Annotated in this window: 22 protein-coding genes; 15 read left to right on the plus strand and 7 right to left on the minus strand. The window is 63.9% G+C overall.

Translation table 11 applies throughout. The features are described from left to right. Window positions 1-84: 84 nt before the first annotated feature. The 8 genes from NKJ23_RS12855 to NKJ23_RS12890 all read left to right on the plus strand — a co-directional run bounded on the left by NKJ23_RS12855 (window position 85) and on the right by NKJ23_RS12890 (window position 8,855). Complete coding sequence (locus tag NKJ23_RS12855; RefSeq protein WP_352448523.1) at window positions 85-564, plus strand: formate dehydrogenase subunit gamma; 480 nt, start codon at window positions 85-87, stop codon at window positions 562-564. After that, window positions 561-2,117 carry a formate dehydrogenase beta subunit gene (locus NKJ23_RS12860; protein ID WP_352448522.1) on the plus strand — a complete coding sequence of 519 codons (1,557 nt, stop codon included), beginning with the start codon at window positions 561-563 and terminating at the stop codon, window positions 2,115-2,117. The genes NKJ23_RS12855 and NKJ23_RS12860 overlap by 4 nt, the downstream gene beginning before the upstream one ends. Before the next feature lie 12 nt (window positions 2,118-2,129). Continuing rightward, on the plus strand, window positions 2,130-5,042 hold the full coding sequence (fdhF, locus tag NKJ23_RS12865; RefSeq protein WP_352680550.1) for a formate dehydrogenase subunit alpha: 2,913 nt from the start codon (window positions 2,130-2,132) through the stop codon (window positions 5,040-5,042). 3 nt (window positions 5,043-5,045) lie between these two features. Beyond that, window positions 5,046-5,876, plus strand: a complete 831-nt coding sequence (gene fdhD / locus NKJ23_RS12870) for a formate dehydrogenase accessory sulfurtransferase FdhD (protein ID WP_352455049.1) — start codon at window positions 5,046-5,048, stop codon at window positions 5,874-5,876. Beyond that, a complete protein-coding gene (locus NKJ23_RS12875; RefSeq protein WP_352455048.1) occupies window positions 5,866-6,171 on the plus strand; it encodes a formate dehydrogenase subunit delta in 306 nt (101 codons plus the stop codon). Before fdhD ends, NKJ23_RS12875 begins: the two co-directional genes overlap by 11 nt. A 106-nt stretch (window positions 6,172-6,277) precedes the next feature. Further along, window positions 6,278-7,831: an alpha/beta fold hydrolase gene (locus tag NKJ23_RS12880; RefSeq protein WP_352680551.1), complete on the plus strand. Its 1,554-nt coding sequence runs from the start codon at window positions 6,278-6,280 to the stop codon at window positions 7,829-7,831. Window positions 7,832-7,942: 111 nt separating this feature from the next. Next, window positions 7,943-8,434: a carboxymuconolactone decarboxylase family protein gene (locus tag NKJ23_RS12885; RefSeq protein ID WP_352680552.1), complete on the plus strand. Its 492-nt coding sequence runs from the start codon at window positions 7,943-7,945 to the stop codon at window positions 8,432-8,434. 58 nt (window positions 8,435-8,492) lie between these two features. Continuing rightward, entirely contained in the window at window positions 8,493-8,855 is a 363-nt protein-coding gene (locus NKJ23_RS12890; protein WP_352680553.1) for a nuclear transport factor 2 family protein, read from the plus strand. Between the two features lie 535 nt (window positions 8,856-9,390). Here NKJ23_RS12890 and NKJ23_RS12895 read toward each other — a convergent pair. Both NKJ23_RS12895 and NKJ23_RS12900 read right to left on the minus strand, forming a co-directional pair. Then, window positions 9,391-9,891: an MmcB family DNA repair protein gene (locus tag NKJ23_RS12895; protein ID WP_352680554.1), complete on the minus strand. Its 501-nt coding sequence runs from the start codon at window positions 9,889-9,891 to the stop codon at window positions 9,391-9,393. Between the two features lie 738 nt (window positions 9,892-10,629). Then, a complete protein-coding gene (locus NKJ23_RS12900; protein ID WP_023676391.1) occupies window positions 10,630-10,929 on the minus strand; it encodes a DUF1330 domain-containing protein in 300 nt (99 codons plus the stop codon). A gap of 150 nt (window positions 10,930-11,079) precedes the next feature. On the opposite strand from NKJ23_RS12900, the gene NKJ23_RS12905 reads away from it, so the two are divergent. From NKJ23_RS12905 to NKJ23_RS12920, 4 genes are all read left to right on the plus strand, one after another. Then, window positions 11,080-11,406 carry a GYD domain-containing protein gene (locus tag NKJ23_RS12905; protein ID WP_023676390.1) on the plus strand — a complete coding sequence of 109 codons (327 nt, stop codon included), beginning with the start codon at window positions 11,080-11,082 and terminating at the stop codon, window positions 11,404-11,406. A gap of 159 nt (window positions 11,407-11,565) precedes the next feature. Continuing rightward, the gene (locus NKJ23_RS12910) at window positions 11,566-11,694 is read left to right on the plus strand and encodes a hypothetical protein (protein WP_023676389.1); all 129 of its coding nucleotides are present in this window, start codon (window positions 11,566-11,568) and stop codon (window positions 11,692-11,694) included. Beyond that, window positions 11,695-11,820 (plus strand): hypothetical protein, encoded by a 126-nt coding sequence (locus NKJ23_RS12915; RefSeq protein ID WP_023676388.1) that lies wholly within the window; start codon window positions 11,695-11,697, stop codon window positions 11,818-11,820. A 338-nt stretch (window positions 11,821-12,158) separates the two neighbouring features. Continuing rightward, entirely contained in the window at window positions 12,159-12,776 is a 618-nt protein-coding gene (locus NKJ23_RS12920) for a L,D-transpeptidase (protein WP_023676387.1), read from the plus strand. 110 nt (window positions 12,777-12,886) lie between these two features. Here NKJ23_RS12920 and NKJ23_RS12925 read toward each other — a convergent pair whose 3' ends face one another. From NKJ23_RS12925 to trpS, 3 genes are all read right to left on the minus strand, one after another. Next, window positions 12,887-13,456 (minus strand): NifU family protein, encoded by a 570-nt coding sequence (locus NKJ23_RS12925; RefSeq protein ID WP_023676386.1) that lies wholly within the window; start codon window positions 13,454-13,456, stop codon window positions 12,887-12,889. Between the two features lie 137 nt (window positions 13,457-13,593). Continuing rightward, on the minus strand, window positions 13,594-14,085 hold the full coding sequence (locus NKJ23_RS12930) for a universal stress protein (RefSeq protein ID WP_023676385.1): 492 nt from the start codon (window positions 14,083-14,085) through the stop codon (window positions 13,594-13,596). A 185-nt stretch (window positions 14,086-14,270) separates the two neighbouring features. Continuing rightward, a complete protein-coding gene (gene trpS / locus NKJ23_RS12935) occupies window positions 14,271-15,353 on the minus strand; it encodes a tryptophan--tRNA ligase (protein WP_023676384.1) in 1,083 nt (360 codons plus the stop codon). Window positions 15,354-15,719: 366 nt separating this feature from the next. On the opposite strand from trpS, the gene NKJ23_RS12940 reads away from it, so the two are divergent. After that, window positions 15,720-15,965 carry a type II toxin-antitoxin system VapB family antitoxin gene (locus tag NKJ23_RS12940; protein WP_023676383.1) on the plus strand — a complete coding sequence of 82 codons (246 nt, stop codon included), beginning with the start codon at window positions 15,720-15,722 and terminating at the stop codon, window positions 15,963-15,965. Continuing rightward, window positions 15,965-16,369, plus strand: coding sequence for a type II toxin-antitoxin system VapC family toxin (locus NKJ23_RS12945; RefSeq protein ID WP_352455043.1), 405 nt, complete (start codon window positions 15,965-15,967; stop codon window positions 16,367-16,369). The genes NKJ23_RS12940 and NKJ23_RS12945 overlap by 1 nt, the downstream gene beginning before the upstream one ends. On the opposite strand, the gene murJ is transcribed toward NKJ23_RS12945, so the two are convergent. After that, window positions 16,344-17,942 carry a murein biosynthesis integral membrane protein MurJ gene (gene murJ / locus NKJ23_RS12950; RefSeq protein ID WP_352680555.1) on the minus strand — a complete coding sequence of 533 codons (1,599 nt, stop codon included), beginning with the start codon at window positions 17,940-17,942 and terminating at the stop codon, window positions 16,344-16,346. The two genes, NKJ23_RS12945 and murJ, sit on opposite strands and share 26 nt — an antisense overlap. 46 nt (window positions 17,943-17,988) lie before the next feature. Further along, window positions 17,989-20,787: a [protein-PII] uridylyltransferase gene (locus tag NKJ23_RS12955; RefSeq protein ID WP_352680556.1), complete on the minus strand. Its 2,799-nt coding sequence runs from the start codon at window positions 20,785-20,787 to the stop codon at window positions 17,989-17,991. 227 nt (window positions 20,788-21,014) lie between these two features. On the opposite strand from NKJ23_RS12955, the gene NKJ23_RS12960 reads away from it, so the two are divergent. Continuing rightward, entirely contained in the window at window positions 21,015-23,519 is a 2,505-nt protein-coding gene (locus NKJ23_RS12960) for a heavy metal translocating P-type ATPase (protein WP_352680557.1), read from the plus strand. Window positions 23,520-23,537: the final 18 nt, after the last annotated feature.

The following is a 23,537-nucleotide window of genomic DNA, read 5'->3' on the forward strand; positions in this document are numbered from 1 at the left end:
CGGATCGGCTTTATTGATTTAGCGGGTTTCCTCTGATTTCCTAAGCACTTAGCGGAAGACCGCCACGACCAGGGAGGGCGCTGCATGACGATGCAGCCTGCAAGTACCGAGATCGCATCGCGCACCGCGGCGATCATCCACGAGCTGAAAGGCCTCGAAGGCCCGCTGCTGCCGATCCTGCACGGCATCCAGGAAGAGTTCGGTTATGTGCCGCAGGACGCGCTTCCGGTCATCGCCGAGGCGCTGAACATCTCCAGGGCCGAGGTGCACGGCGTCGTGACCTTCTATCACGATTATCGCAGCCAGCCGGCTGGCCGCCATGTGCTGAAGCTCTGCCAGGCGGAAGCCTGCCAGTCGATGGGTTCGGATGCGATCGCCGCCAAGCTCAAATCATTGCTGGGCATCGGCTTCCACGAGACAACCCGTGACGGTTCGGTGACGCTGGAGCCGGTCTATTGCCTCGGCCTTTGCGCCTGCTCACCGTCGGCGATGCTGGACGGGGAGGTGATCGGTCGGCTCGACGACGAAAAGCTCAACGAGATCGTTGCCGAGGTGCGCTCATGATCCCGCGTATCTATATTCCCGGCGATTCCGGCGCGCTGGCGCTCGGCGCGGAAAAGGTCGCCAAGGCGATTCGGGCGGAACTGGCCGAGCGCGGCATCGAGGCCAAGATCGTGCGCAACGGCTCGCGCGGCGCCTATTTCCTCGAGCCGATGGTCGAAGTGGCAACAGCTAGTGGCCGCGTCGCCTATGGGCCGGTGAAGCCCTCCGACGTCAAAAGCCTGTTCGACTGCGGCTTTCTCACCGGCGGCCACCACAAGCGCTGGCTGGGCGCACCGGACAAGATCCCGTTCCTTGCCAGGCAGACGCGGCTGACCTTTGCGCGCTGCGGCGTCACCGATCCGCTGTCGCTCGATCACTACAAGGCGCATGGCGGGCTGAAGGGCCTGCAGAATGCAGTGGCGATGACGCCGGCCGAGGTCGTCAAGCAGGTGACCGAGTCCGGGCTGCGCGGTCGTGGCGGCGCCGGCTTCCCGACTGGCATCAAATGGAAAACTGTGCTCGATACGTCGGCCGACCGCAAATACATCGTCTGCAATGCCGATGAAGGCGATTCCGGCACGTTCGCCGACCGCATGATCATGGAAGGCGACCCCTTCGTGCTGATCGAAGGCATGGCGATCGCCGGCATCGCCACCGGCGCGACCAAGGGCTTTATCTATATCCGCTCCGAATACCCGCACGCGGTGGCGGTGATGCAGAAGGCCGTCGAGATCGCCCGCAAGGCCGGCGTGCTCGGCGTCAATGTGCTCGGCTCGGCCAATTCATTCGACATGGAAGTGCGCGTCGGCGCCGGCGCCTATGTTTGCGGCGAGGAAACCGCCCTGCTCGACAGCCTCGAAGGCAAGCGCGGACAGGTGCGGGCCAAGCCGCCGCTGCCGGCGCACAAGGGCCTGTTCGGCAAGCCGACAGTGATCAACAACGTCATCTCGCTGGCCTCGGTGCCGGTGATCATGGACAAGGGCGCCGCCTTCTACAAGGATTTCGGCATGGGCCGTTCACGCGGCACCATCCCGATCCAGATTGCCGGCAACGTCAAGTATCCCGGTCTCTACGAGGCGGCGTTCGGCATGACGCTGGGCGAGATCGTCGACGATATCGGCGGCGGCACGGCGACGGGACGCCCGGTCAAAGCGGTGCAGGTGGGTGGCCCGCTCGGCGCCTATTTCCCGCGCGCGCTGTTCGACACGCCGTTCGACTACGAAGCGTTTGCCGCCAAGGACGGGCTGATCGGCCATGCCGGTATCGTCGTTTTCGACGACAGCGCCGACATGCTGAAGCAGGCACGCTTTGCCATGGAATTCTGCGCCATCGAGAGCTGCGGCAAGTGCACGCCGTGCCGCATCGGCTCGACGCGCGGTGTCGAGGTGCTGGACCGGCTCGCCCAGAACGTCGAACCGGAAAAGCAGATCGCGCTGGTCACCGACCTTTGCAACACGATGAAGTTCGGCTCGCTTTGCGCTCTCGGCGGCTTCACCCCATATCCAGTGATGAGTGCACTCAACCATTTCCCGGACGACTTTCGGCCGACGCCGGTCGCCGAAGCAGCGGAATAGGAGCGGACAGGTATGAACGCGGCATTCGACATCAAATCGCTGGTCCAGGAAATCGACTACGGCACACCCGCCTCTGAAGCCGAGCAGCAAGTGACGCTGACCGTCGACGGCAAGTCGATAACGGTGCCGGCCGGTACCTCGATCATGCGCGCTTCGATGGAAGCGGGCGTCGAAATCCCGAAACTCTGCGCCACCGACATGCTGGACTCGTTCGGCTCCTGCCGGGTCTGCCTCGTCGAGATCGACGGGCGCGGCGGCACGCCGGCCTCGTGTACGACGCCGGTCGGCGAAGGCATGGTCGTGCATACGCAGAGCGACCGGCTAGACGCCATTCGCCGCGGCGTGATGGAACTCTACGTCTCCGACCATCCTGCGGCGTGGGGAGAGAAGGCCGGCACCGGCGCCAGCGAGTTCGACAAGGTCGTCAGGACGGTCGGCCTGACCGAGAACCGCTATGGCGTGGACGGCCGCAACCACGTCAAGCAGGAAAACGGCGTGGCGCCCGGCCATGGCTCGCTGACCATCGATTACATCGCCCGCGATGAATCGAACCCCTATTTCACCTACGATCCGGCGCAGTGCATCGTCTGCTCGCGCTGCGTGCGCGCCTGTGAGGAGGTGCAGGGCACGTTCGCGCTGACCATCGAGGGCCGCGGCTTCGAATCCAGGGTCTCGGCCGGCATGCACGAAGCGTTCGTCGATTCCGAATGCGTCTCTTGCGGGGCCTGCGTGCAGGCCTGCCCGACCGATGCGCTGAGAGAAAAGACCGTGCTGGCGAAAGGCCTGCCCGAGCGCTCGACCGTCACCACCTGCGCCTATTGCGGCGTCGGCTGTTCGTTCAAGGCTGAGGTCAAGGGCGACGAGGTCATCCGCATGATGCCCTACAAGGCAGGCAAGGCCAACCACGGCCACTCCTGCGTCAAGGGCCGCTTCGCCTATGGCTATGCGACGCACAAGGACCGGATCCTGAAGCCGATGATCCGCGAGCGGGTCAGTGATCCGTGGCGCGAAGTGTCGTGGGAAGAGGCGCTCACCCACACGGCGAATGAATTCCGCCGCATCCAGTACCAGTACGGCCGCACCTCGATCGGCGGCATCACCTCCTCGCGCTGCACCAACGAGGAGACCTACCTCGTCCAGAAGCTTGTCCGGCAGGGCTTCCGCAACAACAATGTCGATACCTGCGCCCGCGTCTGCCATTCGCCGACCGGCTATGGTCTCGGCCAGACCTTCGGAACCTCCGCCGGCACGCAGGACTTCGATTCGATCGAGCAGACGGACGTGATCCTGCTGATCGGCGCCAATCCGACCGATGCGCATCCGGTGTTCGCCTCGCGCATGAAGAAGCGCATGCGCGAGGGCGCCAAGCTGATCGTGCTCGATCCGCGCCGCACCGACATCGTGCGCTCGGCCCACGTCGAGGCGCAGTTCCATCTGCCGCTGAAGCCGGGCACCAACGTCGCCATGCTGACCGCACTTGCCCATGTCATCGTCACCGAGGGCCTGTTCGACGAGGCCTTCATCCGCGAGCGCTGCGACTGGGACGAGTTCCAGGACTGGGCATCGTTCGTGGCGCTGCCGGAAAACAGCCCGGAAGTGGTCGGCCAGCTTGCAAATGTCGATCCCGACGACATACGCGGCGCGGCGCGGCTCTACGCCCGCGGCGGTAACGGCGCGATCTATTACGGCCTCGGCGTGACCGAGCACAGCCAGGGCTCGACCACCGTCATCGCCATTGCCAACCTCGCCATGGCGACCGGCAATATCGGCCGGCCGGGCGTCGGCGTGAACCCGCTGCGCGGCCAGAACAATGTGCAGGGCTCCTGCGACATGGGCTCGTTCCCGCACGAGCTTCCCGGCTATCGCCACATTTCAGGCGACGCGGTGCGCGCCATCTATGAGAGCCTGTGGGGCGTCAAGCTCGACGACGAGCCCGGCCTGCGCATCCCCAATATGCTGGATGCGGCCGTCGACGGCTCGTTCAAGGGGCTCTATGTGCAGGGCGAGGACATCCTGCAGTCGGACCCCGACACCAAGCATGTCGCCGCCGGTCTCGCCGCGATGGAATGCGTCGTCGTGCACGACCTCTTTCTCAACGAGACGGCCAACTACGCGCATGTGTTCCTGCCCGGCTCGACGTTCCTCGAGAAGGACGGCACCTTCACCAATGCCGAGCGCCGCATCAACATGGTGCGCAAGGTAATGGAGCCGAAATGCGGCTATGCCGACTGGGAAGCGACGCAGGAGCTCGCCAAGGCGCTCGGCCTCGGCTGGAACTACACGCATCCGTCCCAGATCATGGACGAGATCGCCAAGACAACACCAAGTTTCGCCGGCGTTTCCTTCGACCTTCTCGACCGGGTGGGCTCGGTGCAGTGGCCCTGCAACGAGAAGTCGCCGGAAGGCACGCCGATCATGCATATCGGCGGCTTCGTGCGCGGCAAGGGCAAGTTCATCCGCACCGAATACGTCGCGACCGACGAAAGGACCGGACCGCGCTTCCCGCTGCTGCTGACCACCGGCCGCATCCTGTCGCAATACAATGTCGGCGCGCAGACCCGGCGCACCGACAATGTGGTCTGGCATAGCGAGGACCGGCTGGAGATCCATCCGCACGATGCCGAAAATCGCGGCCTGCGCGACGGCGACTGGGTGCGGCTGACCAGCCGCTCCGGCGAGACGACGCTGCGCGCGCTGATCACCGAGCGGGTGTCGCCGGGCGTCGTCTATACGACCTTCCACCATCCCGACACCCAGGCCAACGTCATCACCACCGACTTCTCCGACTGGGCGACCAACTGCCCGGAATACAAGGTGACCGCGGTGCAGGTGGGTGCATCCAACGGCCCGTCGGAATGGCAGCGCGACTATGACGAGCAGGCAAAGCAAAGCCGCCGCATCGCGAAGTTGGAAGCGGCGGAGTAGTCCTTGACCGCGCGCCGCAAAGCCATTGCGCAGATCTCGCGCCTCGCGCGCCGCGCCGGCGGCACTGCGGCCGCCAACCGCATGGTGCCGGAAGAGACGCCGGTGGCGTTCTCCTTTGCCGGCACCACGCATGCGGTGATGATGGCAAGCCCGGCTGATTTCGAGGATTTCGCGCTCGGCTTCTCGCTGACCGAAGGCATCATTGCCTCGCCGGACGAAATCGAAGCGATCGAGGTCGAGGATCACGGCGCCGGCATCGATATCCAGATCCGGCTGAAGGACAGCGCCAACACCCGCTTCGAAGCGCGTCGCAGACGGCTGGCCGGCCCGGTCGGCTGCGGGCTGTGCGGCATCGAATCCATCGAGGAGGCAATGCGCTCGGTAAACCCGGTCGGTGCGTCGCAACTTACACTTCAGGCCGATGACATCGTCCGCTCGGTCAAGCTTTTGTCGAAGCTGCAGCCGCTGCACGCCGAGACCGGTGCCGTCCACGCCGCCGGTTTTTACCTTCCCGGCAAGGGCATCGTCATGGCGCGCGAGGATGTCGGCCGCCATAACGCGCTGGACAAGCTGGCTGGCGCGCTGGCCAAAGCCGGTATCGACGGCAGGTCGGGGGCCGTCGTCGTCACGTCGCGCGTTTCGGTCGAGATGGTGCAGAAGACCGCGGCGATCGGCTCGGCCGTCATCATTGCCGTCTCGGCGCCGACCGCACTTGCCATCCGCACCGCGGACGATTCCGGCATGACGCTGGTGGCGCTGGTGCGCGGCGACGATTTCGATATTTTCACCCATCCTGACCGAGTGGTTTCCGGAGTTGCCAAGCATGTCGCATGACGAGGGCCACCTCATGAGCACCAGCGAAAAGCTGGTTCGCATGGCCAACCAGATCGCCGCCTTTTTCCACTCCAAGCCGCGCGAGCAAGGCATTGCCGGCGTCGCCGAGCACATCAACAAGTTCTGGGAGCCGAGGATGCGCCGGCAATTGTTCGAGATGCTTGACAGCGGCGGCGAAGGGTTCAACGAGCTTGTCGTCGCGGCCGCGCCACACATCAAGCGGCCGGGCGCGCCGGAGGACGCAGGTTTTAGCGTCGGCGGAGCGAACACCGAGACCGCCGCGTCACAGAAGTAGCCGCCGCCGGCCTATATTCACTCGCTCTAAGGTTTCATCTGCCGCAAGCTACGCGCCTCTGCTATGATCGGCGACAGGAAATCGTCGGGTCGGGCGGACAAACCTCGTGAGGCCGATCGAAACTCGATACGCGCTCAGTGGCGACGTGCGGATCGCCTATCAGGTGGTCGGCCAGGGATCGCTCGATCTCGTCTTCGTGCCGGGTTTCATTTCCAATCTCGACCTGCACTGGGAAGACGAGGGCTACACCCGGCTGTTGAAGCGGCTTTCCGCGTTCTCGCGGCTGATCCTGTTCGACAAGCGCGGCACCGGTCTGTCCGATCGCGTCGATGCCCACCATCTGCCCAGCCTCGAAACCCGCATGGACGATGTGCGCGCGGTGATGGATGCGACCGGCAGCGGCCGCGCCGCCTTGCTCGGGGCTTCGGAAGGCGCGCCGATGGCAATGCTGTTCGCCGCCACCTACCCGGAGCGGACGCGGGCGCTGGCGCTTTATGGCGGCTATGCGCATTTCCACAAATGGGTGATGCCGCCGGAACGCCTTGAGGCGTTCATCGCGACGGCGGAGACCGCATGGGGCACCGGCGCCACCCTGCCGCATTTCGCGCCCGGCCGCGTCGACGATCCGCGTTTCGCCACATGGTGGGCGCGCTTCGAGCGGCTGTCGGCGAGCCCGACCGCGGCAATCGCCCTGGCCCGCATGAATGCAGCTATCGACGTGCGCGGCGTGCTGGCGGCGATCAGCGCACCGACGCTGCTCATCCATCGCCGCAACGATGCGCGCGTCGACCCGGAGGCCAGCCGCTTCCTGGCAAGGAATATCCCGAATTCGCGGCTGGTCGAGGTGGCCGGGCGCGACCACCCGATCTGGACCGGCGATGTCGACCGGGTGGCCGATCTGATCGAGGAATTCCTGACCGGAGCGCGCGCCGTTGCCGAGGCCGAGCGCGTGCTGGCTGCACTGCTGGTCACCCGGATCTACGACACGGCGCGGCTTGGCGACCGCATGTGGAGCGAGCGCAGCCAGCGTTTTCAGGAAACATGGCGGCTGCTGGTCGGGCGCCATGGCGGCCGCCCGGCCGGCACGCATGGCGAGCTGATGATGGCGCGCTTCGACGGCCCGGCGCGGGCCGTACGCTGCGCGGCGGCGCTGCGCGATGCGGCGCAGGAGATCGGAGTGGCCAGCGCACAGGGGGTGCATGTCGGCGAGGTCGAGTTGCGCGGGCCGCCAACAGGATTGACGGCGCGCGTGACGATGCAGCTTGCCGCGCATGCCGGGCGCGGCGACATCCTCGCTTCGCGGCTGGTCGCCGACCTCGCCGCCGGTTCAGGCCTTCATTTCAATGACGCCGGGCGCATCGCGCTTGACGAGCTGGATGAGCCGCTGACGCTGGTGCAGGCGACCTCGGAACAGCATCTGGAGCCGGCCTGCCGGCCGAAGGCCAAGGCTGCCGAGCCGGCCGCACTGACGGCGCGCGAAAGCGAGGTGGTGAACCTCATCGCCGACGGCAAGAGCAATGCCGCGATCGCCGCCGAACTCGGGCTGAGCGAACACACCGTCAAGCGTCACGTCGCCAACATTCTGCTCAAGCTGGACCTGCCGTCGCGGGCGGCGGCGGCGGCATTCTCGGCCCGGCACGCTGGCCCGCACGGGCCATAGGAGCCATGGCGCTTTCGGGCGAAGCGGCCGGGGACGCGTAAGCGCTATCACTTCATCCCATGCAGGCCAGGCGGATATCGTCGGGAAAGGCGCTGCGAAGGGAGGAATAAAATGCTGAAGTTGACACTCAACTCGCTGGTGCTGGCAGCAGGCGTTGGCGCGCTGTTGGCGATAGTTCCTGTCAAGGCCGAAGACGCCTCGGCGACGGCTGCCTACAAGGACATCCAGGCAACGCTCGGCACGGTACCGGACATGTTCAAGACGCTGCCGGACGTCGCCGTTGCCGGCGCCTGGGCCGAGATCAAGGGCGTGCAGCTCAACCCGAACACCGCGCTCGACGGCAAGACCAAGGAATTGATGGGCCTCGCCGTCGCCTCGCAGATCCCCTGCCAGTACTGCATCTATTTCCACACGCAGGCGGCCAAGCTCAATGGCGCCAGCGACGAAGAGATCAAGGAGGCGGTGGCGATGGCGGCGATCGTGCGCCACTGGTCGACGATGCTCAACGGCAGCCAGGTCGATCTCGCCACTTTCAAGAAGCAGTCCGACGAGGTGTTCGCGGCCGTCAAGGCGAAGTCCAGTGAACCACCTGCCCGTCTATGACCGCCGGGCGGTTCTGATCAATTGAACGCCCGGTGAAGACGGGCCTATGGAGGAAAAAATGCTGATCAAGACACAGACGATAGACGGCGCTGCGATCAAGAAGGCGATTGAGGGCCGTGATGGAAAATTGCTGGCGAGCTTCTATGCCGACGACGCATTGGTGCGGGTGATCGACCGCAACAACCCGCCGAGCAAGCCGCGCGAAATCCGCGGGCGCGCTGCGATCACCACGTTCTGGGACGACATCTGCAGCCGGGCGATGACCCACAAGGTCGACACCACCATCGCCGACGGCAACAATCTCGCCTTCACCCAGGCCTGCTCCTATCCGGACGGGACCAAGGTATTCTGCGCGGCGATGCTGGAGCTGAAGAACGGCCAGATCGCACGGCAGACGGTCGTGCAGGCCTGGGACGAATAAGGAGGCGGCGATGTTCAGTGCCAGATGGCAGATCGACGCAAAATTCGGCCACAAGCAGACCGTGCTCTGTTGAAGAAATGGGAACGCGAGATCGGCTCGCAGGCCGGTCTCGACGACCTCAAGTTCCAGATCATGACCGGATCGATCGACGCGCGGGAAGCGACGGTCGGGTCACATCACCAGGTCGAAAGCCTCGCCAGTTGGAGGCGTTCTTCGCCAGGATCGGCAAGATCGACGCGCACGCCAAATGGGGCAAGGAGATGGAGCCCTACGTGGTGTCGGGCACCAGCCTGTGGAACATCTACCGCATCGTGGAATAGCGGTTCTCATCCTCGCTTCCGCAGGGCTATCGCGTTTGGGAAGATGCCCCCTCACCCGGATTGCCAACCGAATTGCGAAAGGCAATTCGGGCAATCCGACCTCTCCCCGAGGGGAGAGGAGATCGCCGGCGTTGATCAGCCTCTTCTCCCCTCGGGGAGCAGGTGGCCGCGCAGCCGGGACAGCGCAGCCTCCATGATCACGGAGAGCAAAACCCCTACTCGCTCTCGCCGTCCAGTGCCGGCACCGACACGCCGGCAAGCTCGGCGGCGAGCAGCCGCGACGCACCGGCGCGTGCGATCCGCAGCATCAGCGCCTTGCGCGTCGCAGCTGCCATGCGGTGCTCGGGCGCATCGCGCAAAATCTCGGCACCGTAGCCGTCGGAGAGAATGAAGCCGCACTCCTCCGGAAAGATCTCCTGGGGTACGCCGGGATGGGTGGCGAAGAAGAAGCGGTCGGAATGCAGCCGGTAGTCCGGCCATTTGCGGTCGACCCTGAAATCCTCGATCGAGGATTTGATCTCGATGATCCAGATGTCGCCGTGGCGGGTCAGCGCCACGAGATCGGCGCGGCGGCCGGTGGCCAGCGACAGTTCGGGCAAGACATGCGCGCCCATCTGCCTGAGCAGCCGCTGCACGCCGCGCCTGACCAGCATGGCGCGTTCCGACTGTCGGCCATCGATGAGCCGATTGAGGGGTAGAGGTGAGATAATCGGCATGGCCGCACCATGCCAGATTTTGTTCACGGTTTGAACCCGGTCGCGGCGATTATCTGGCTGACAAACCTAATCTGCAAAATACTGTGGAGCGGGCGCTACAAGGCCCGCCCTTCCACAAGGCGGGCCGCTCGCGTTATGAATGCGTTTCCTACTGGTGAGGGGAGCTATGTTTTCGCGAGGCGTCGCGGTTGATCTAATATTCACCGCTGCAGGCCCGATAGTGGTCGCAGCATAATCAAAAAGGTGGCGAAGCATGGTTACTGAGAATGCAAGTTTGACGGTCGAGCAGACTAGGCTCAATAGGATGCTCACGCGGGGCGTCGTATTTTCCGTCATTTGGCTCGCCGGTTTCGGGTCTTCTTATGCACTCTACCAGGGGCTTCTGGCGCGACGGATGATAAAAATGAATCCCGTGCTTCGGGGAAATGGCCGCGCCTGGTGGTGCATCATTGTGGGAGGGCTTGGGGCCGCAGCCTTATGTGCGATAGTTGGCGCCGGCATTTTCAACGCCATGACACAACCCTAGGTCACGCTGTAACACCGCCTGCCGATCTGGTGTTGGGTCATATTGATTTGTAGGTCCCGTTCAATGAGTGTTTCCGGCGTCATCCTCCCATCATTGGCCGTTTCCCGCCCGCAAGTTTAAAGCTTGCTGATTCATATCAGAATGCTCCTGTCCCGTCGCCGGGCCGCACCTGATATGGCAACTCAGACTTGCCATTGTCATCGACCCGACCTTCAGCTAACCGGCATCATCCCTTCCAGAGCAATAATTCTCGTCTTTGCGCAGCGTTCGCGGATGGTTTTGAGGCGGCCGTATTCTGGAGAGTCGTACCATGCCAGGAGGGACGCCATGTCCGGGAATTCGACAATGACGAGGCGATGAGGTTCCCAATCGCCCTCCAGAACTTTGGTGGCTCCGCCGCGAGCGATATACCTCCCCCCATAGCGGGCTTCGGTTGCCGGCACGTCCCGGCGGTATTCCTCGAAAACGGCGGCGTCGGTTATGTCGACATCAGCAATGAGATATGCGGCCATTGACCTTACTCCCTGAAAAAAACATTGAAACAGGTCTATTAGCGGCCCCGCAACTAAGCCAGCGGTACTACGCCTCGGAAACGACTCGCGTTCTCCCGGATTGGGGCGCTTAACTGTCTTGGTGGGGGCAGCTCTGGGAGGAGACGAACCATGCCGATGTATCTCACGCGATTCAGCTACAGGCCCGAAACCTGGGCGCGCTTGATGGATAATCCCGAGGATAGACGCGAGGCTGCCCGTTCCTATATCGAGTCGGTCGGCGGAAAGCTGCACGGGTTCTGGTATGCCTTCGGAGAGTACGACGGCTGGAACCTATGGGAGGCGCCGGACAACGTGTCGATGGCATCCGTCATGCTCGCCATCGGTGCGGGAGGCGCGCTCAGCTCGTACCAGACCACCGTGCTGTTAAGTGTCGAAGAGACGATGGACGCTCTTGGGAAAGCCAAGTCGATCCGGTATCGCCCACCGGGATCGTGACCGCCGCCCGCGCTTTGCGGAGTGTCGAAGGCTGGTAACGCTTGCTCGCGAACTGCGCACGTTCCTAAACTTTGGCGCAAAAGAGTCCACTGCGGCTCTTGGCAGCGCCGGCAGCTTGCGCTTTCAATGTCGGCTACGGTGTTTTACGAGGAGCATTAGATGACGGAAGATGACGACCGGAAATCAGCGACGCCGGAGGAAATCCGCCCGGCCATCAGAGGATGGGCGGTGCTTGGGGCAATTATCGTTGCCGTGTTTGGTGCGGCCTACGTCATGATCGATAGTTGAATGGCCGACGGTCCTGGTCGCCCCGATGGACTGCCTGAAACGATCGGCACGGTCCTGGGTGCATTGGTGGTGATCGGCACGTTCGGGCTTCTGGCTTGGACCGTGCTTCGCGGCGTCCTTTATTAAACCCGGCCCGTCTGGACTTTCTCCTGCAGCGGCCGCGTCTCAGTCCGATCTCCTCGCAGCAACGGATGGTCTTGGCCGCAGGCCAGAGCGCCGGGCAGCGTAACCGACATTCACGGGTGATTTCTTCGTCTCCTGGTTCTTGTTCTTGGCCCATTGATTTTGCAACATAATCCTGCGGGGGCTGTTGCCGAAATGCCATAGTCGCAGGTTTACCAGCACGCAAGTCCAAGGATATAGGCATCGCCCGCTTGGCAAGCAAAGCAAATGCCAGCATGAATGAAGATGAAAAAAGCGGCCGACTCGAGCCGCTGTTGTTTGGGCAGGCATCGGACCTTTTCATGCGCATGAAGTCACTTGCAATCGTCGCTGCCCTGGCGCTGTCGACGGCTGTCGCTGGTTGCAGCACCATCGGGTCGCAGATCTTCACCAACAACTACGGCGCGGTGACCGACGCCGGCTATCACCTGCCGCGCGTTCCGATCGAAAAGGTGCCGTTCAAATACCGCCGGCAGATCGTCGACTACGACACCAAGGAAAAGCCGGGCACCATTATCGTCGATACGCAGAACAAGTTCCTCTACTTCGTCATGGGCGACGGCGAGGCGATGCGCTACGGCATCGGCGTCGGCCGTGAGGGTTTCGAATGGCACGGCACCGCCCATATCGCGCTGAAGCGCGAATGGCCGACCTGGACACCGCCTTCGCAGATGATCAAGCGGCAGCCGGAGCTGGCCAAGTTTGCCGGTGGCATGGAGCCGGGGTTGAAGAACCCGCTCGGCGCGCGCGCTATGTACCTGTTCAACAAGGGTGGCGACATGGGTTATCGCCTGCATGGCAGCCCGGAATGGAATTCGATCGGCAAGGCGATGTCGTCGGGCTGCATCCGGCTGATGAACCAGGACATTATCGACCTCTACGACCGCACCTCGGTCGGCGCCAAGGTCATTGTGATATAAAACCCTTATACGCGGACCGTCTAGGCAACAACACAGACGTCGCAAACAGAAAACCGGGCACTTTGGCCCGGTTTTTTGTTGTCTATCGATGTTGACGATGGAACGTCGCGTCAGGAGACCTGTTCGACATGCTGCACTTCCGGCACAAAGTGCCGGAGCAGGTTCTGGATGCCGTGCTTCAGCGTCGCCGTCGACGACGGGCAGCCGGCGCAGGCGCCCTTCATGTGCAGGAACACGGTGCCGTTCTCGAAGCCGCGGAAGGTGATGTCGCCGCCGTCCTGGGCCACCGCCGGGCGCACCCGGGTGTCGAGCAGCTCCTTGATGGTGACGACCAGCTCCTCGTCGGCCTTGTCGTAGAATTCGCCGGTCTGGCTGGTCTCGGCGGCGGGGCCGGCCTTGGCCATCACCGGGGCGCCGGACATGAAATGCTCCATGATGGCGCCGAGGATAGCCGGCTTCAGATGCTGCCAGTCGGGGCCGTCCTTGGTCACGGTGATGAAATCATAGCCGAAGAAGACGCCGGTGACACCGGGGATTTCGAACAGCCGGCCGGCGAGCGGCGAAGCCGTCGCGGCGCTGTCGGCATCGCGGAAATCGGCGGTGCCTTCTTGCAGCACTTCCTTGCCGGGCAGGAATTTCAGCGTCGCCGGGTTTGGCGTCGACTCGGTCTGGATGAACATGGCCGTCTCCGTGCCCGTTTCGGGCAGCTAGTTTGGAATAATTCTAATTAGGCTTTATCCGCCCGACATTCAAGCGAAAGGCATCGTCGGCGGTAGCGGCAGGCGGAATGTTTTACCCTGCCTTGAGCGAGGCGCGCTCAGGCGAGGCTGTCGATCTCTTCGTCCGACAGGTTCTGCGGCACCACCGTGACGGGAATCGGAAAGGCGGCGCCCTTGCCGGCGACCGCGCCGACCAGCGGCCCAGGCCCTTCCTTGCCGGCGCCTGCCGCCAGCACCAGGATGGCGATGTCCTGGTCTTCCTCGATCAGCTTGTGGATCTCTTCGGTCGGCTTGCCCTCGCGCACCACCAGTTCCGGCTCGATGCCGAGCTTCTGACGCACCTTGTTGGCGTAGCTGTCGAGTGCGGCACGCGCCGTGGCGGTCGCCTCCTCGCGCATGATCTTCTCGACGCCCAGCCAGTGCTGGAAATCATCCGGCTCGATGACATAGAGCAGCACCAGTACGCCGCCCGTGCTCTGCGCCCGCTTCGAGGCGTAGGCGACGGCGCGCTCGCATTCGGGCGTGTCGTCGATGATCGCCAGGAACTTGCGGCGATGACCGACTTCGCGGCTGAGGCGTTTGGAGACCATATTCACCCTGTTCGATGGTTTCGGCCGCAATCTGCCACCGCCACAGCCCGCCCGCAAGCGACCGGCGGCTGTGGCAATGCTGGTGCAGCTTAAAGCGCGTCGCGTTCGACCAGCGACGCGCTTCAGGTTCTTGTTTTATGCATGTCGTTATCGCAAAACCGCTGCACACTTTTGCGCGACATGCATTAGCCTTGCAGCAGGCCGATAATGTCGCGCACGGTCTTCATGGTCGCTTCGGCCAATGTGCCGGCACGCTCGCCGCCATCCCGCAGCACCGCGTCGACATAGGCGCGGTCAGCGGAGATGCGGCGCATCTCGCCGGCGATCGGCGCCAGCTTTTCCACGGCAAGATCGGCCAGCGCCGGCTTGAACACCGAAAACTGCTGGCCGCCGAACTCTTTCAGCACGGCCTCTTTCGAGATTTCGGCGAGGCCGGCATAGATGCCGACGAGGTTTTCCGCTTCCGGCCGGCCGGCAAGGCCGTCCAGTTCGCCGGGCAAAGCCTCCGGGTCGGTCTTGGCCTTGCGGATCTTCTTCGAGATGGCGTCGGCATCGTCGGTCAGGTTGATGCGCGACAGGTCCGACGGATCGGATTTCGACATCTTCTTCGAACCGTCGCGCAGCGACATGATGCGCGCTGCCGGGCCGCCGATGACCGGCTCGGTCAGCGGGAAATAGCCGTTCACCGTCTCTTCGCCGACCTGCATCTCGACGCCGACGCCAAGCGCTGCGATGCGGTCCGAAAAGTCGTTGTTGAATTTCTGCGCGATGTCGCGGGTCAGCTCCAGATGCTGCTTCTGGTCGTCGCCGACCGGCACGTGGGTGGCGCGGTAGACGAGGATGTCGGCGGCCATCAGGGAGGGATAGGCGAGCAGGCCGAGCGAGGCGTTCTCGCGGTCCTTGCCGGCCTTGTCCTTGAACTGCGTCATGCGGTTCATCCAGCCGATGCGCGCCACGCAGTTGAAGATCCAGGCAAGCTCGGCGTGCTGCATCACCCGCGACTGGTTGAAGACGATGTGCTTGGTCGGGTCGATGCCGGAGGCGAGAAACGCCGCGGTGATCGAACGCGTCTGGTCCTGAAGGTCCTCATAGACGAGCTGCGCGGTCAGCGAATGCAGGTCGACGACGCAATAGATGCAGTCGGAAGTGTCCTGCAGGGCGACGAATTTCTTGATGGCGCCGAGATAATTGCCGAGATGCAGATTGCCGGTTGGCTGGACGCCGGAAAAGACGAGCGGCTTGAAGGCGGGCTGGTTGAGGTCGGTCATAGTGTTTCCCTGGCTTGTGGAGGGCCGTTTCGCGCGCGGCGAAAGTCTTGCGACGGCGCGCTTATGGACGAGAGCGAGGAGGCGATCAAGAGGGGTATTGACTGGGCGCGCAGGCTTTGGCGTCGGCCGAGCAAGACGCCGCAGGAGGCTGATTGAAGGGGATGACGCCGACCAGAAACAAAAACCCGCCTTGCGGCGGGTTCCTCGGCGCCAATGAGCACCATACAGAAATTAGTAGCATAGCTGCCGGCACAAAGCAAGAACAAAATAGCTCGCCTCGGCAGTCGCTTCGATTTGGCTTAGGGCCACATTGACGGACTGATGTAGATAGCTACATAGTATTTGCTACACAGCGGAAGCAAAACAATGACGATCAACATCAACAACAAGGAAGCGGACAGCCTGACGCGGGCTTTTGCCAGGCTTGAAGGTGTCGGGATCACCGAGGCAATCGTGATCGCCATGCGCGAAGCTCTGGAGCGCCGACGCAATCGCGAGACGCCGCTGGAGACGGCGGCACGGCTCCGGGCCGAGTTCGGGATTGAGCTGAGCGAGCAGGCGCGCAAGCCGCTGCCGCGCTCGGTCTACGACGAATTGTCCGGCGAAGACTGATGTTCATCGATGCAGCCGCTATCGTTGCAATACTGAGCAACGAGACCGAAGCCCCGCGCTGCGCGCAGGCGGTCATGAAGGCGTCGGCTCCGTTCACGTCGGCGATCGCGGTTTGGGAAGCAGCGATGGCGCTTTCGCGATCGGAAAAGCTGGCCGTACCGGTCGCCACAAGCTTCAAGATAGTCAGCCGTTTTCTCGAAGAGCGTGGAATCACCTTGCGGGAACTTCCGCCTCCCTCTGACGCAGCATCTCTGTCAGTCGAGGCTGCGTCGCGGTTTCGCAACAACGCTGGCCGCCTCAACATGGCCGACTGTTTCCACTACGCCTGCGCGCGCTACTACGCCGTTCCGATGCTTTCGACGGCGGACGAATTCCGTTTCACGGATCTGGAGACTGTTGCTTGACTGGTTGGGAGCCCTTGCGCCCGATATTGCGGCGGATCATGCCGAAATCGGCGCCGCCGATGGCGAAGGCGGTGATGAAGTAGAGCAGCGCCCCGCCGGCGACGAGCGCTAGCAGCGTTACCGCCTTGATCACCAGCGGCGAGCCGGAGGCGAGCCTTGCGGCGAACCAATGCTCGGCAAAATAGAGCGCCGCGGCCATCACCGCCGCCGACAGCACCAGCCGCGGGATGCGTTTCATGAGCGGCACGTCGCGGCCCCAATGGCCGCGCCGGATCAGCACGGCGAGCAGCATCGCCGCATTCACCCAGCCGGCGACGGCCGAGGCAACCGCAATGCCGGGCGCGCCCATGGTCGGAAACAGCGTCAGTGCCGTCGTAATGTTAACCGCCACCGAGATGGCGGCAAAAATCATTGGCGTGCGCGTGTCCTCGCGGGCGAAATAGCCTGGGGTGAACGCCTTGATCAGCACGAAGGCCGGCAGGCCGAGGCCGAAGATCGCTAGGATTGCCGCGACCGTCGGCGTCGAATTGTTGGCGGCAAAGGCGCCGCGCTCATAGACCAGCCGCACGATCGGCTCGGACATGACCAGCAGCGCGGCCGCCGCCGGCAAGGTCATGAAAAGGGTAAACTCGACCGAGCGGTTCTGCAGATTGGCGGCCTCGACCAGATTGCCTGATTTCAGCGCCCGCGACAGTTCCGGCAGAAGCACGATGGCGACGGCGACGCCGACGACGCCCAGCGGCAGCTGGTAGACGCGGTCGGCATAGGCCAGCGACGACACCGCGCTGTCCTGCGCCGACGCGATCGCCGTGCCGATCAGCTGGTTGATCTGGGTGATGCCGCCGGTGATCGCCGCCGGCAGCGCCAGGATCAGCAGCCGCATGACGTTCGGCGTCATCTTCGGCCGCCGGAAGCCGATCGAAATGCCGGCATGGCGCACCGCCGCCCAGACGATCGCCAGTTGCACCAGGCCGGCCGCCAGCACGCCCCAGGCCAGGCCGAAACCAACGGTGCGGGCGTCCGAACCCTTGTACCAGGCATAGGCGAGCACGGCGATAAGGATGACGTTGAGGAACACCGGCGCCACCGCAGCGGCGAAATAGCGGCGCAGCGAATTCAGCATGCCGGCCATCATGGCGCCGAGCGACATGCAGATCAGGTAGGGGAACATGACGGTCGCCAGCGCCACCGTCGTCTCGAATTTTCCCGGCGTGTCGGCAAAGCCCGGCGCCACCAGGTAGCGCACGATCAGCGGCATCGCCAGTTCCATGGCGATGGTCAGCGCCAGAAGCGCCGTGAACAAGACGCCGAACACCTCTTCGGAAAAGCGCTTGGCGCCGTCGGTGCCGTGTGTCTCGATCTCCTTGGCGAACAGCGGCACGAAGGCGGCATTGAAGGCGCCTTCGGCGAACAGCCGGCGAAAGGTGTTGGGAAACTGGAAGGCGGCGTTGAAGGCGTCGGCGATCGGCCCGGTGCCGAGTGCGGCAGCCATCAGCATCTCGCGGCCGAAACCGAGGGCGCGGCTCATCAGCGTGCCGGAAGCGACCGTGGCGAATTTCTTGACAAGGTTCATGCGCTTGAAGACTGCCTGTGCGATTGGGGCAAATGGAAGGTAACCGTCACTCGGCGGCCGTTTTGGTCTTGCCGCGCTCGGACGCCGTGCCCTCGAGCACCGCGATCAGCCTGTTGCTGATAGTCGCGGTGCGCGACGGGCTGTCGATCTTCTGGCCGGTGAGATCGGTGACGTAGAACGTGTCGATGACCTTTTCGCCGAAGGTGGTGATGTGGGCCGAGGCGATGTCGAGCGACAGGTCCGACAACATGCCGGTGATCTCCGACAGAAGGCCCGGCCTGTCCAGCCCCTCGACCTCGATCACCGAGAAACGGTTCGACAGGGTGTTGCGGATCTCGGCGCGTGGCGGAATACGGAAAACCTTGGCGCCGCGCCGCGGCTTGGTCCGCTTCTCGATCATTTCGGGCAGCCAGCTCTTGCCCGATAGCACGTCCTCGATCAGCCGGCCGACGCGCTCGGCACGGCGGCGCTCGTCCTCGTCGAGGTCGAACTCCCTCGAGATCAGGATCGTGTCGAGCGCCCGACCATCCGAGGTGGTGAAGATCTGCGCGTCGACGATGTTGCCGCCGGCCGCGGCACAGGCGCCAGCAATCACCGAGAGCAGGCGCGGATGGTCCTGCGCAAGCACGGTGATCTCGGTCACCGCCTCGAACTGGTGGGTCTTGACCATGGTGGCGAGCTTCTTGCCGGCGTGATCGGCCTCGCGGATGAATTCGGCATGGCGGAGCTGGTCGGGAAGATCGACCGCCAGCAGATAGTTCTCGTAGTGCTGGCCGACATAACGCTTGCGGGCCTTTTCCGGCCAGTCGGCAAGCGCCTCGGCCAGTTGTTCGCGCGCCGCCGCCGTCCGTTTGGCGCGCGACACCTCCGAAAACCCGCCGGTCAACAAAAGCTCGGTCTCGTAATAGAGCGTACGCAGCAACTGGCCCTTCCAGCCGTTCCAGACCCCAGGCCCGACGCCGCGGATATCGCAGACGGTAAGCACAAGCAGCATCTTCAGCCGTTCGACCGACTGCACGATGGCGGCAAAATCCTCGATCGTCTTGCGGTCGTTGAGATCGCGGGTCTGCGCCGTCATCGACATGACGAGGTGGTTCTCGACCAGCCAGGCGACCGTTTCGGTGTCGGCCGGCGAGAGCCCCATATGCGGGCAGATGCGCCGGGCGATCCTGGCGCCGGCTTGCGAATGGTCCTCCGGCCTGCCCTTGGCGATGTCGTGCAGCAGCACGGCGACATAGAGCGCCTCGCGGCTCTTCTTCAGCCCCGGCATCAGCGAGTGGGCGAGTGGATGGATCTTTTCGCCGTCGCCGCGCTCGATCTCGGCCAGCACGCCGATGCAGCGGATGAGGTGCTCGTCCACCGTGTAGTGGTGGTACATCGAGAACTGCATCATGGCGACGATCTTGCCGAAATCCGGGATCAGCTTTGCCAGCAGTCCGGCCTCGTTCATGCGCCGCAGATTGAGCTCGGCGTTGCGGTCCGAGGTCAAGATGTCGAGGAACAGCCGGTTGGCTTCCTCGTCGCGCCGCAGTGCCTTGCCGACGAGGCCGAGCGAACGGGTCAACAGCTTCAGCGCATCGGGGTGAAATTCCAGGCCGTGCTTGTCGGCGAACCAGAACAGCCTGAGGAGATTGACCGGATCGCGCTCGAACACCTCGTCGTCGGCAATGTTGATGCGGTGGTTGTCGACGATGAAATCGGCCGTGCCGGCGAGCTTGCGCTTGCGGCGCGAGAAGGTGAGGAAAATGCGGTTGAAGCCAGGCACATGCTTGGCCTGCTCCTCCTCGAGCGCGGCGCAGAAAATGCGGGTCAGGTCGCCGACATCCTTGGCGACGAGGAAGTAGTGCTTCATGAAGCGCTCGACCGCCGACAGGCCGGGATGGGTGGTGTAGCCCAGCCGCTCGGCAATGTCGCGCTGGATGTCGAAATGCAGCCGCTCCTCGGCCTTGCCGGTGAGGAAATGCATGTGGCAGCGCACCGCCCATAGGAAATCCTCGGCCTTCTGGAATTCCCTGTATTCGGCGTCGGTGAAGACGCCCTTGTCGACCAGTTCCTCGCCGGTGCGCACGCGGTAGAAATATTTGGCGATCCAGAACAGCGTCTGCAGGTCGCGCAGGCCGCCCTTGCCGTCCTTGACGTTGGGTTCGACCAGGTAACGGCTCTCGCCGGCCTTGGCGTGGCGCTCGTCGCGTTCGGCGAGCTTGGCCTGGACATATTCGGGGCCGGTGGTGCGCACCACCTCGTGGTCGAAGCGTTGCAAAAGCTCGTCATAGAGCTTTTGCTCGCCCCACAGGAAGCGCGCCTCCAGGATCGAGGTGCGGATGGTGATGTCGGTGCGCGACAGCCTAAGGCACTCGTCGATGTTGCGGGTGGCGTGGCCGACCTTCAGCCCGAGATCCCACAGCATGTAGAGCATGTATTCGACGATCTGCTCGCCCCATGGCGTCTGCTTGTAGGGCAGGAGGAACAGCAGGTCGATGTCGGACCCGGGCGCCAGCGTGCCACGGCCATAGCCGCCGACGGCCACGACCGCCATGCGCTCGGCCGATGACGGGTTTTTGACGCGATAGACATGGGTGGCGGCGAAGTCGTAGAGCGCGCGGATGATCTCATCCATCAGATGCGACAGCCGGGCGGCGCAGGCGGTACCGCTGCCATCGTCCATCAGCATGCGTTCGGCGACCGTGCGGCCGTCAGCGAGCCGGCTTTTGAGAAGCTTGAGAACGCCGCTGCGCGCGGCCTTGCCGGAGCCGTCGCCTGCCGACGCCTCGGTCAGTTCGGTCATCTCGCGGCGCAAGGCTTCGCCGTCGATCAGTTCCTCGAGCTTCAGGGATATTCTTGCCATAAATGCCGTTCGGCCTCGCCGTTTCGGCGGCGTCTATAGCGCGTTTTCGCGGCGCTGGGTATGGGGCGGACGGACGCGTTCTCCGCAGCCGTGGAACGGGACGATCGTCTCATGCCCGCGGCCGGTGCAGTTTGGGCCTGGCCACGAAAAATCGAAATCAGCCCTTGACCTTCCAGTTACTGGAAGCACTACCTCCGCCGCAACATCGAAATACAGGGGCTTTCGGCATGACGCATTCCGATCACCATCATCACGCCCATGGCAGCTGCTGCTCGCCAAAAGGCGCCTCCTCTGCCGCGGACGCCGTCGTCCGCGATCCGGTCTGCGGCATGACCGTCGATGCGGCTGCCGGCAAGCCGACGGCCGAGCATGACGGCCATCGCTATCATTTCTGCAGCGAAAGCTGCCGTTCGAAATTCGTCGCCGAACCGGAAAAATACCTGACCGCAACCGATCCCGTCTGCGGCATGAGCGTCGACCGTGCCACGGCCAAGCACTTTTTGCGGCACGAGGGCCGGGGCTTCTATTTCTGCTCGGCCGCTTGCCAGGCGAAGTTCGAAGCCGAGCCGGCAAAATATCTCGGCGACAGGCCGGCGCCGCAGCCGATGCCCAAGGGCACGCAATACACCTGCCCGATGCATCCCGAAATCATCCGCGACAAGCCCGGCCCCTGCCCGATCTGCGGCATGGCGCTGGAACCGATGGGCGTGCCGACCGGCGACGAGGGACCTAACCCGGAACTGGTCGACTTCACCAGGCGCTTTTGGGTGAGCGCGGTGCTGTCCGTGCCGTTGCTGCTCATCGCCATGGCGCCGATGCTCGGCCTGACGTTTCAGGCCTTCATCGACGACCGCGCGAAGGTCTGGCTGGAGCTGGCGCTGGCCAGCCCGGTGGTGCTGTGGGCGGCATTCCCGTTCTTCCACCGCGGCTGGGATTCGATCCTCAACCGCAGCCCCAATATGTGGACGCTGATTTCGCTCGGCGTCGGTGCCGCCTACCTCTACAGCGTCATCGCCACGCTGTTTCCAGGCCTCTTTCCGCACCAGTTCCGCGGCCATGACGGCACCGTACCGGTCTATTTCGAGGCGGCGGCGGTAATCGTCGCGCTGGTGTTCCTCGGCCAGGTGCTGGAATTGCGTGCCCGCGAGAAAACCGGTTCGGCGATCCGTGCGCTGCTCGACCTGGCGCCGAAGACGGCGCGGCTGATCGGCGCGGACGGTTCCGAAAACGACGTGCCGCTCGATATTGTCAAAGCCGGCGACCGTCTGCGCATCCGCCCCGGTGACGCCGTGCCGGTCGACGGCATTGTGCTCGAAGGACGCTCTTCCATCGATGAATCGATGATCACAGGCGAGCCGCTGCCGGTCGAAAAGACCGAAGGCGACAACCTCACCGGCGGCACGCTGAACAAGAACGGTTCGCTGATCATGCGCGCCGAAAAGATCGGCGCCGAGACGACGCTGGCGCGCATCGTCGAGCTGGTCGCCAAGGCGCAGCGTTCACGCGCGCCGATCCAGGGGTTGGCCGACCGCGTCTCGTTCTACTTCGTCCCGGCCGTCGTTCTGGTTGCGATCATTGCGTTCGTCGCCTGGGCGATCGTCGGACCGGAACCCAGCCTGGTGTTTGCCATCGTCTCGGCGGTCTCGGTGCTGATCATTGCCTGTCCGTGTGCGCTCGGCCTTGCCACGCCAATGTCGATCATGACCGCCACCGGACGCGGCGCGCATGCCGGCGTGCTGATCAAGGAAGCTGCGGCGCTCGAAAGCTTTGCCTCGGTCGACACGCTGATCGTCGACAAGACGGGAACGCTGACCGAAGGCCGGCCGCGGCTGACCGACGTCGTCGCTTTCGAAGGGATGGCGCAAGACGATCTGCTGGCGCTCGCCGCCGGGCTGGAAAAAGGCTCGGAGCATCCGCTGGCCGAGGCGATCGTCGACGGCGCCCGCGAACGCGGGGTGAATATCCCGGACGCCGGCGGTTTCGAGGCCGTCACCGGCAAGGGCGTTTCCGGCACGGTTTCGGGGCAGAAGGTGGCGCTCGGCAATGCCGCGATGATGGCCGATCTCGGCATCGACACGGCGTCGGTCCTGGCCAGTGCCGAGGCGCTGCAGGCCGACGGCAAGACCGCGATGTTCGTTGCTGTCGGCACCCGGCTCGCCGGCCTCGTCGCCGTCGCCGACCCGATCAAGGCGACCACCGCCGAGGCGATCAAGGCGCTGCATGACAGCGGGCTGAAGATCGTCATGGCGACCGGCGACAACGAGCGCACGGCGAAAGCCATCGCAGCCAAGCTCGGCATCGACGAGGTGCGTGCCGGGCTTTTGCCCGAGCAGAAGGGTGCGCTGGTCGAGGAATTGCGTGCAAACGGCGCCGGCGTCGCCATGGCCGGCGACGGCGTCAACGATGCGCCCGCACTCGCCGCTGCCGATGTCGGCATCGCCATGGGCACCGGCGCCGATGTTGCGGTCGAGAGTGCAGGGATCACGCTGGTCAAGGGCGATCTCAACGGCATCGTCCGAGCCCGCACGCTTGCCCAGGGCACGATCCGCAACATCCGCCAGAACCTGTTTTTCGCTTTCCTCTACAATGTGCTTGGCGTGCCGGTTGCTGCCGGCGTGCTCTATCCGCTCACCGGCACGCTGTTGTCGCCGATGATTGCGGCGGCGGCGATGAGCCTATCGTCGGTTTCGGTGATCTCCAACGCGTTGCGGCTCAGGACGTTGAAACTCTGAGTCGACTGCCCAGATAGA

The sequence above is a fragment of the Mesorhizobium sp. M0184 genome, from assembly GCF_040322215.1.
Lineage (GTDB): Bacteria > Pseudomonadota > Alphaproteobacteria > Rhizobiales > Rhizobiaceae > Mesorhizobium.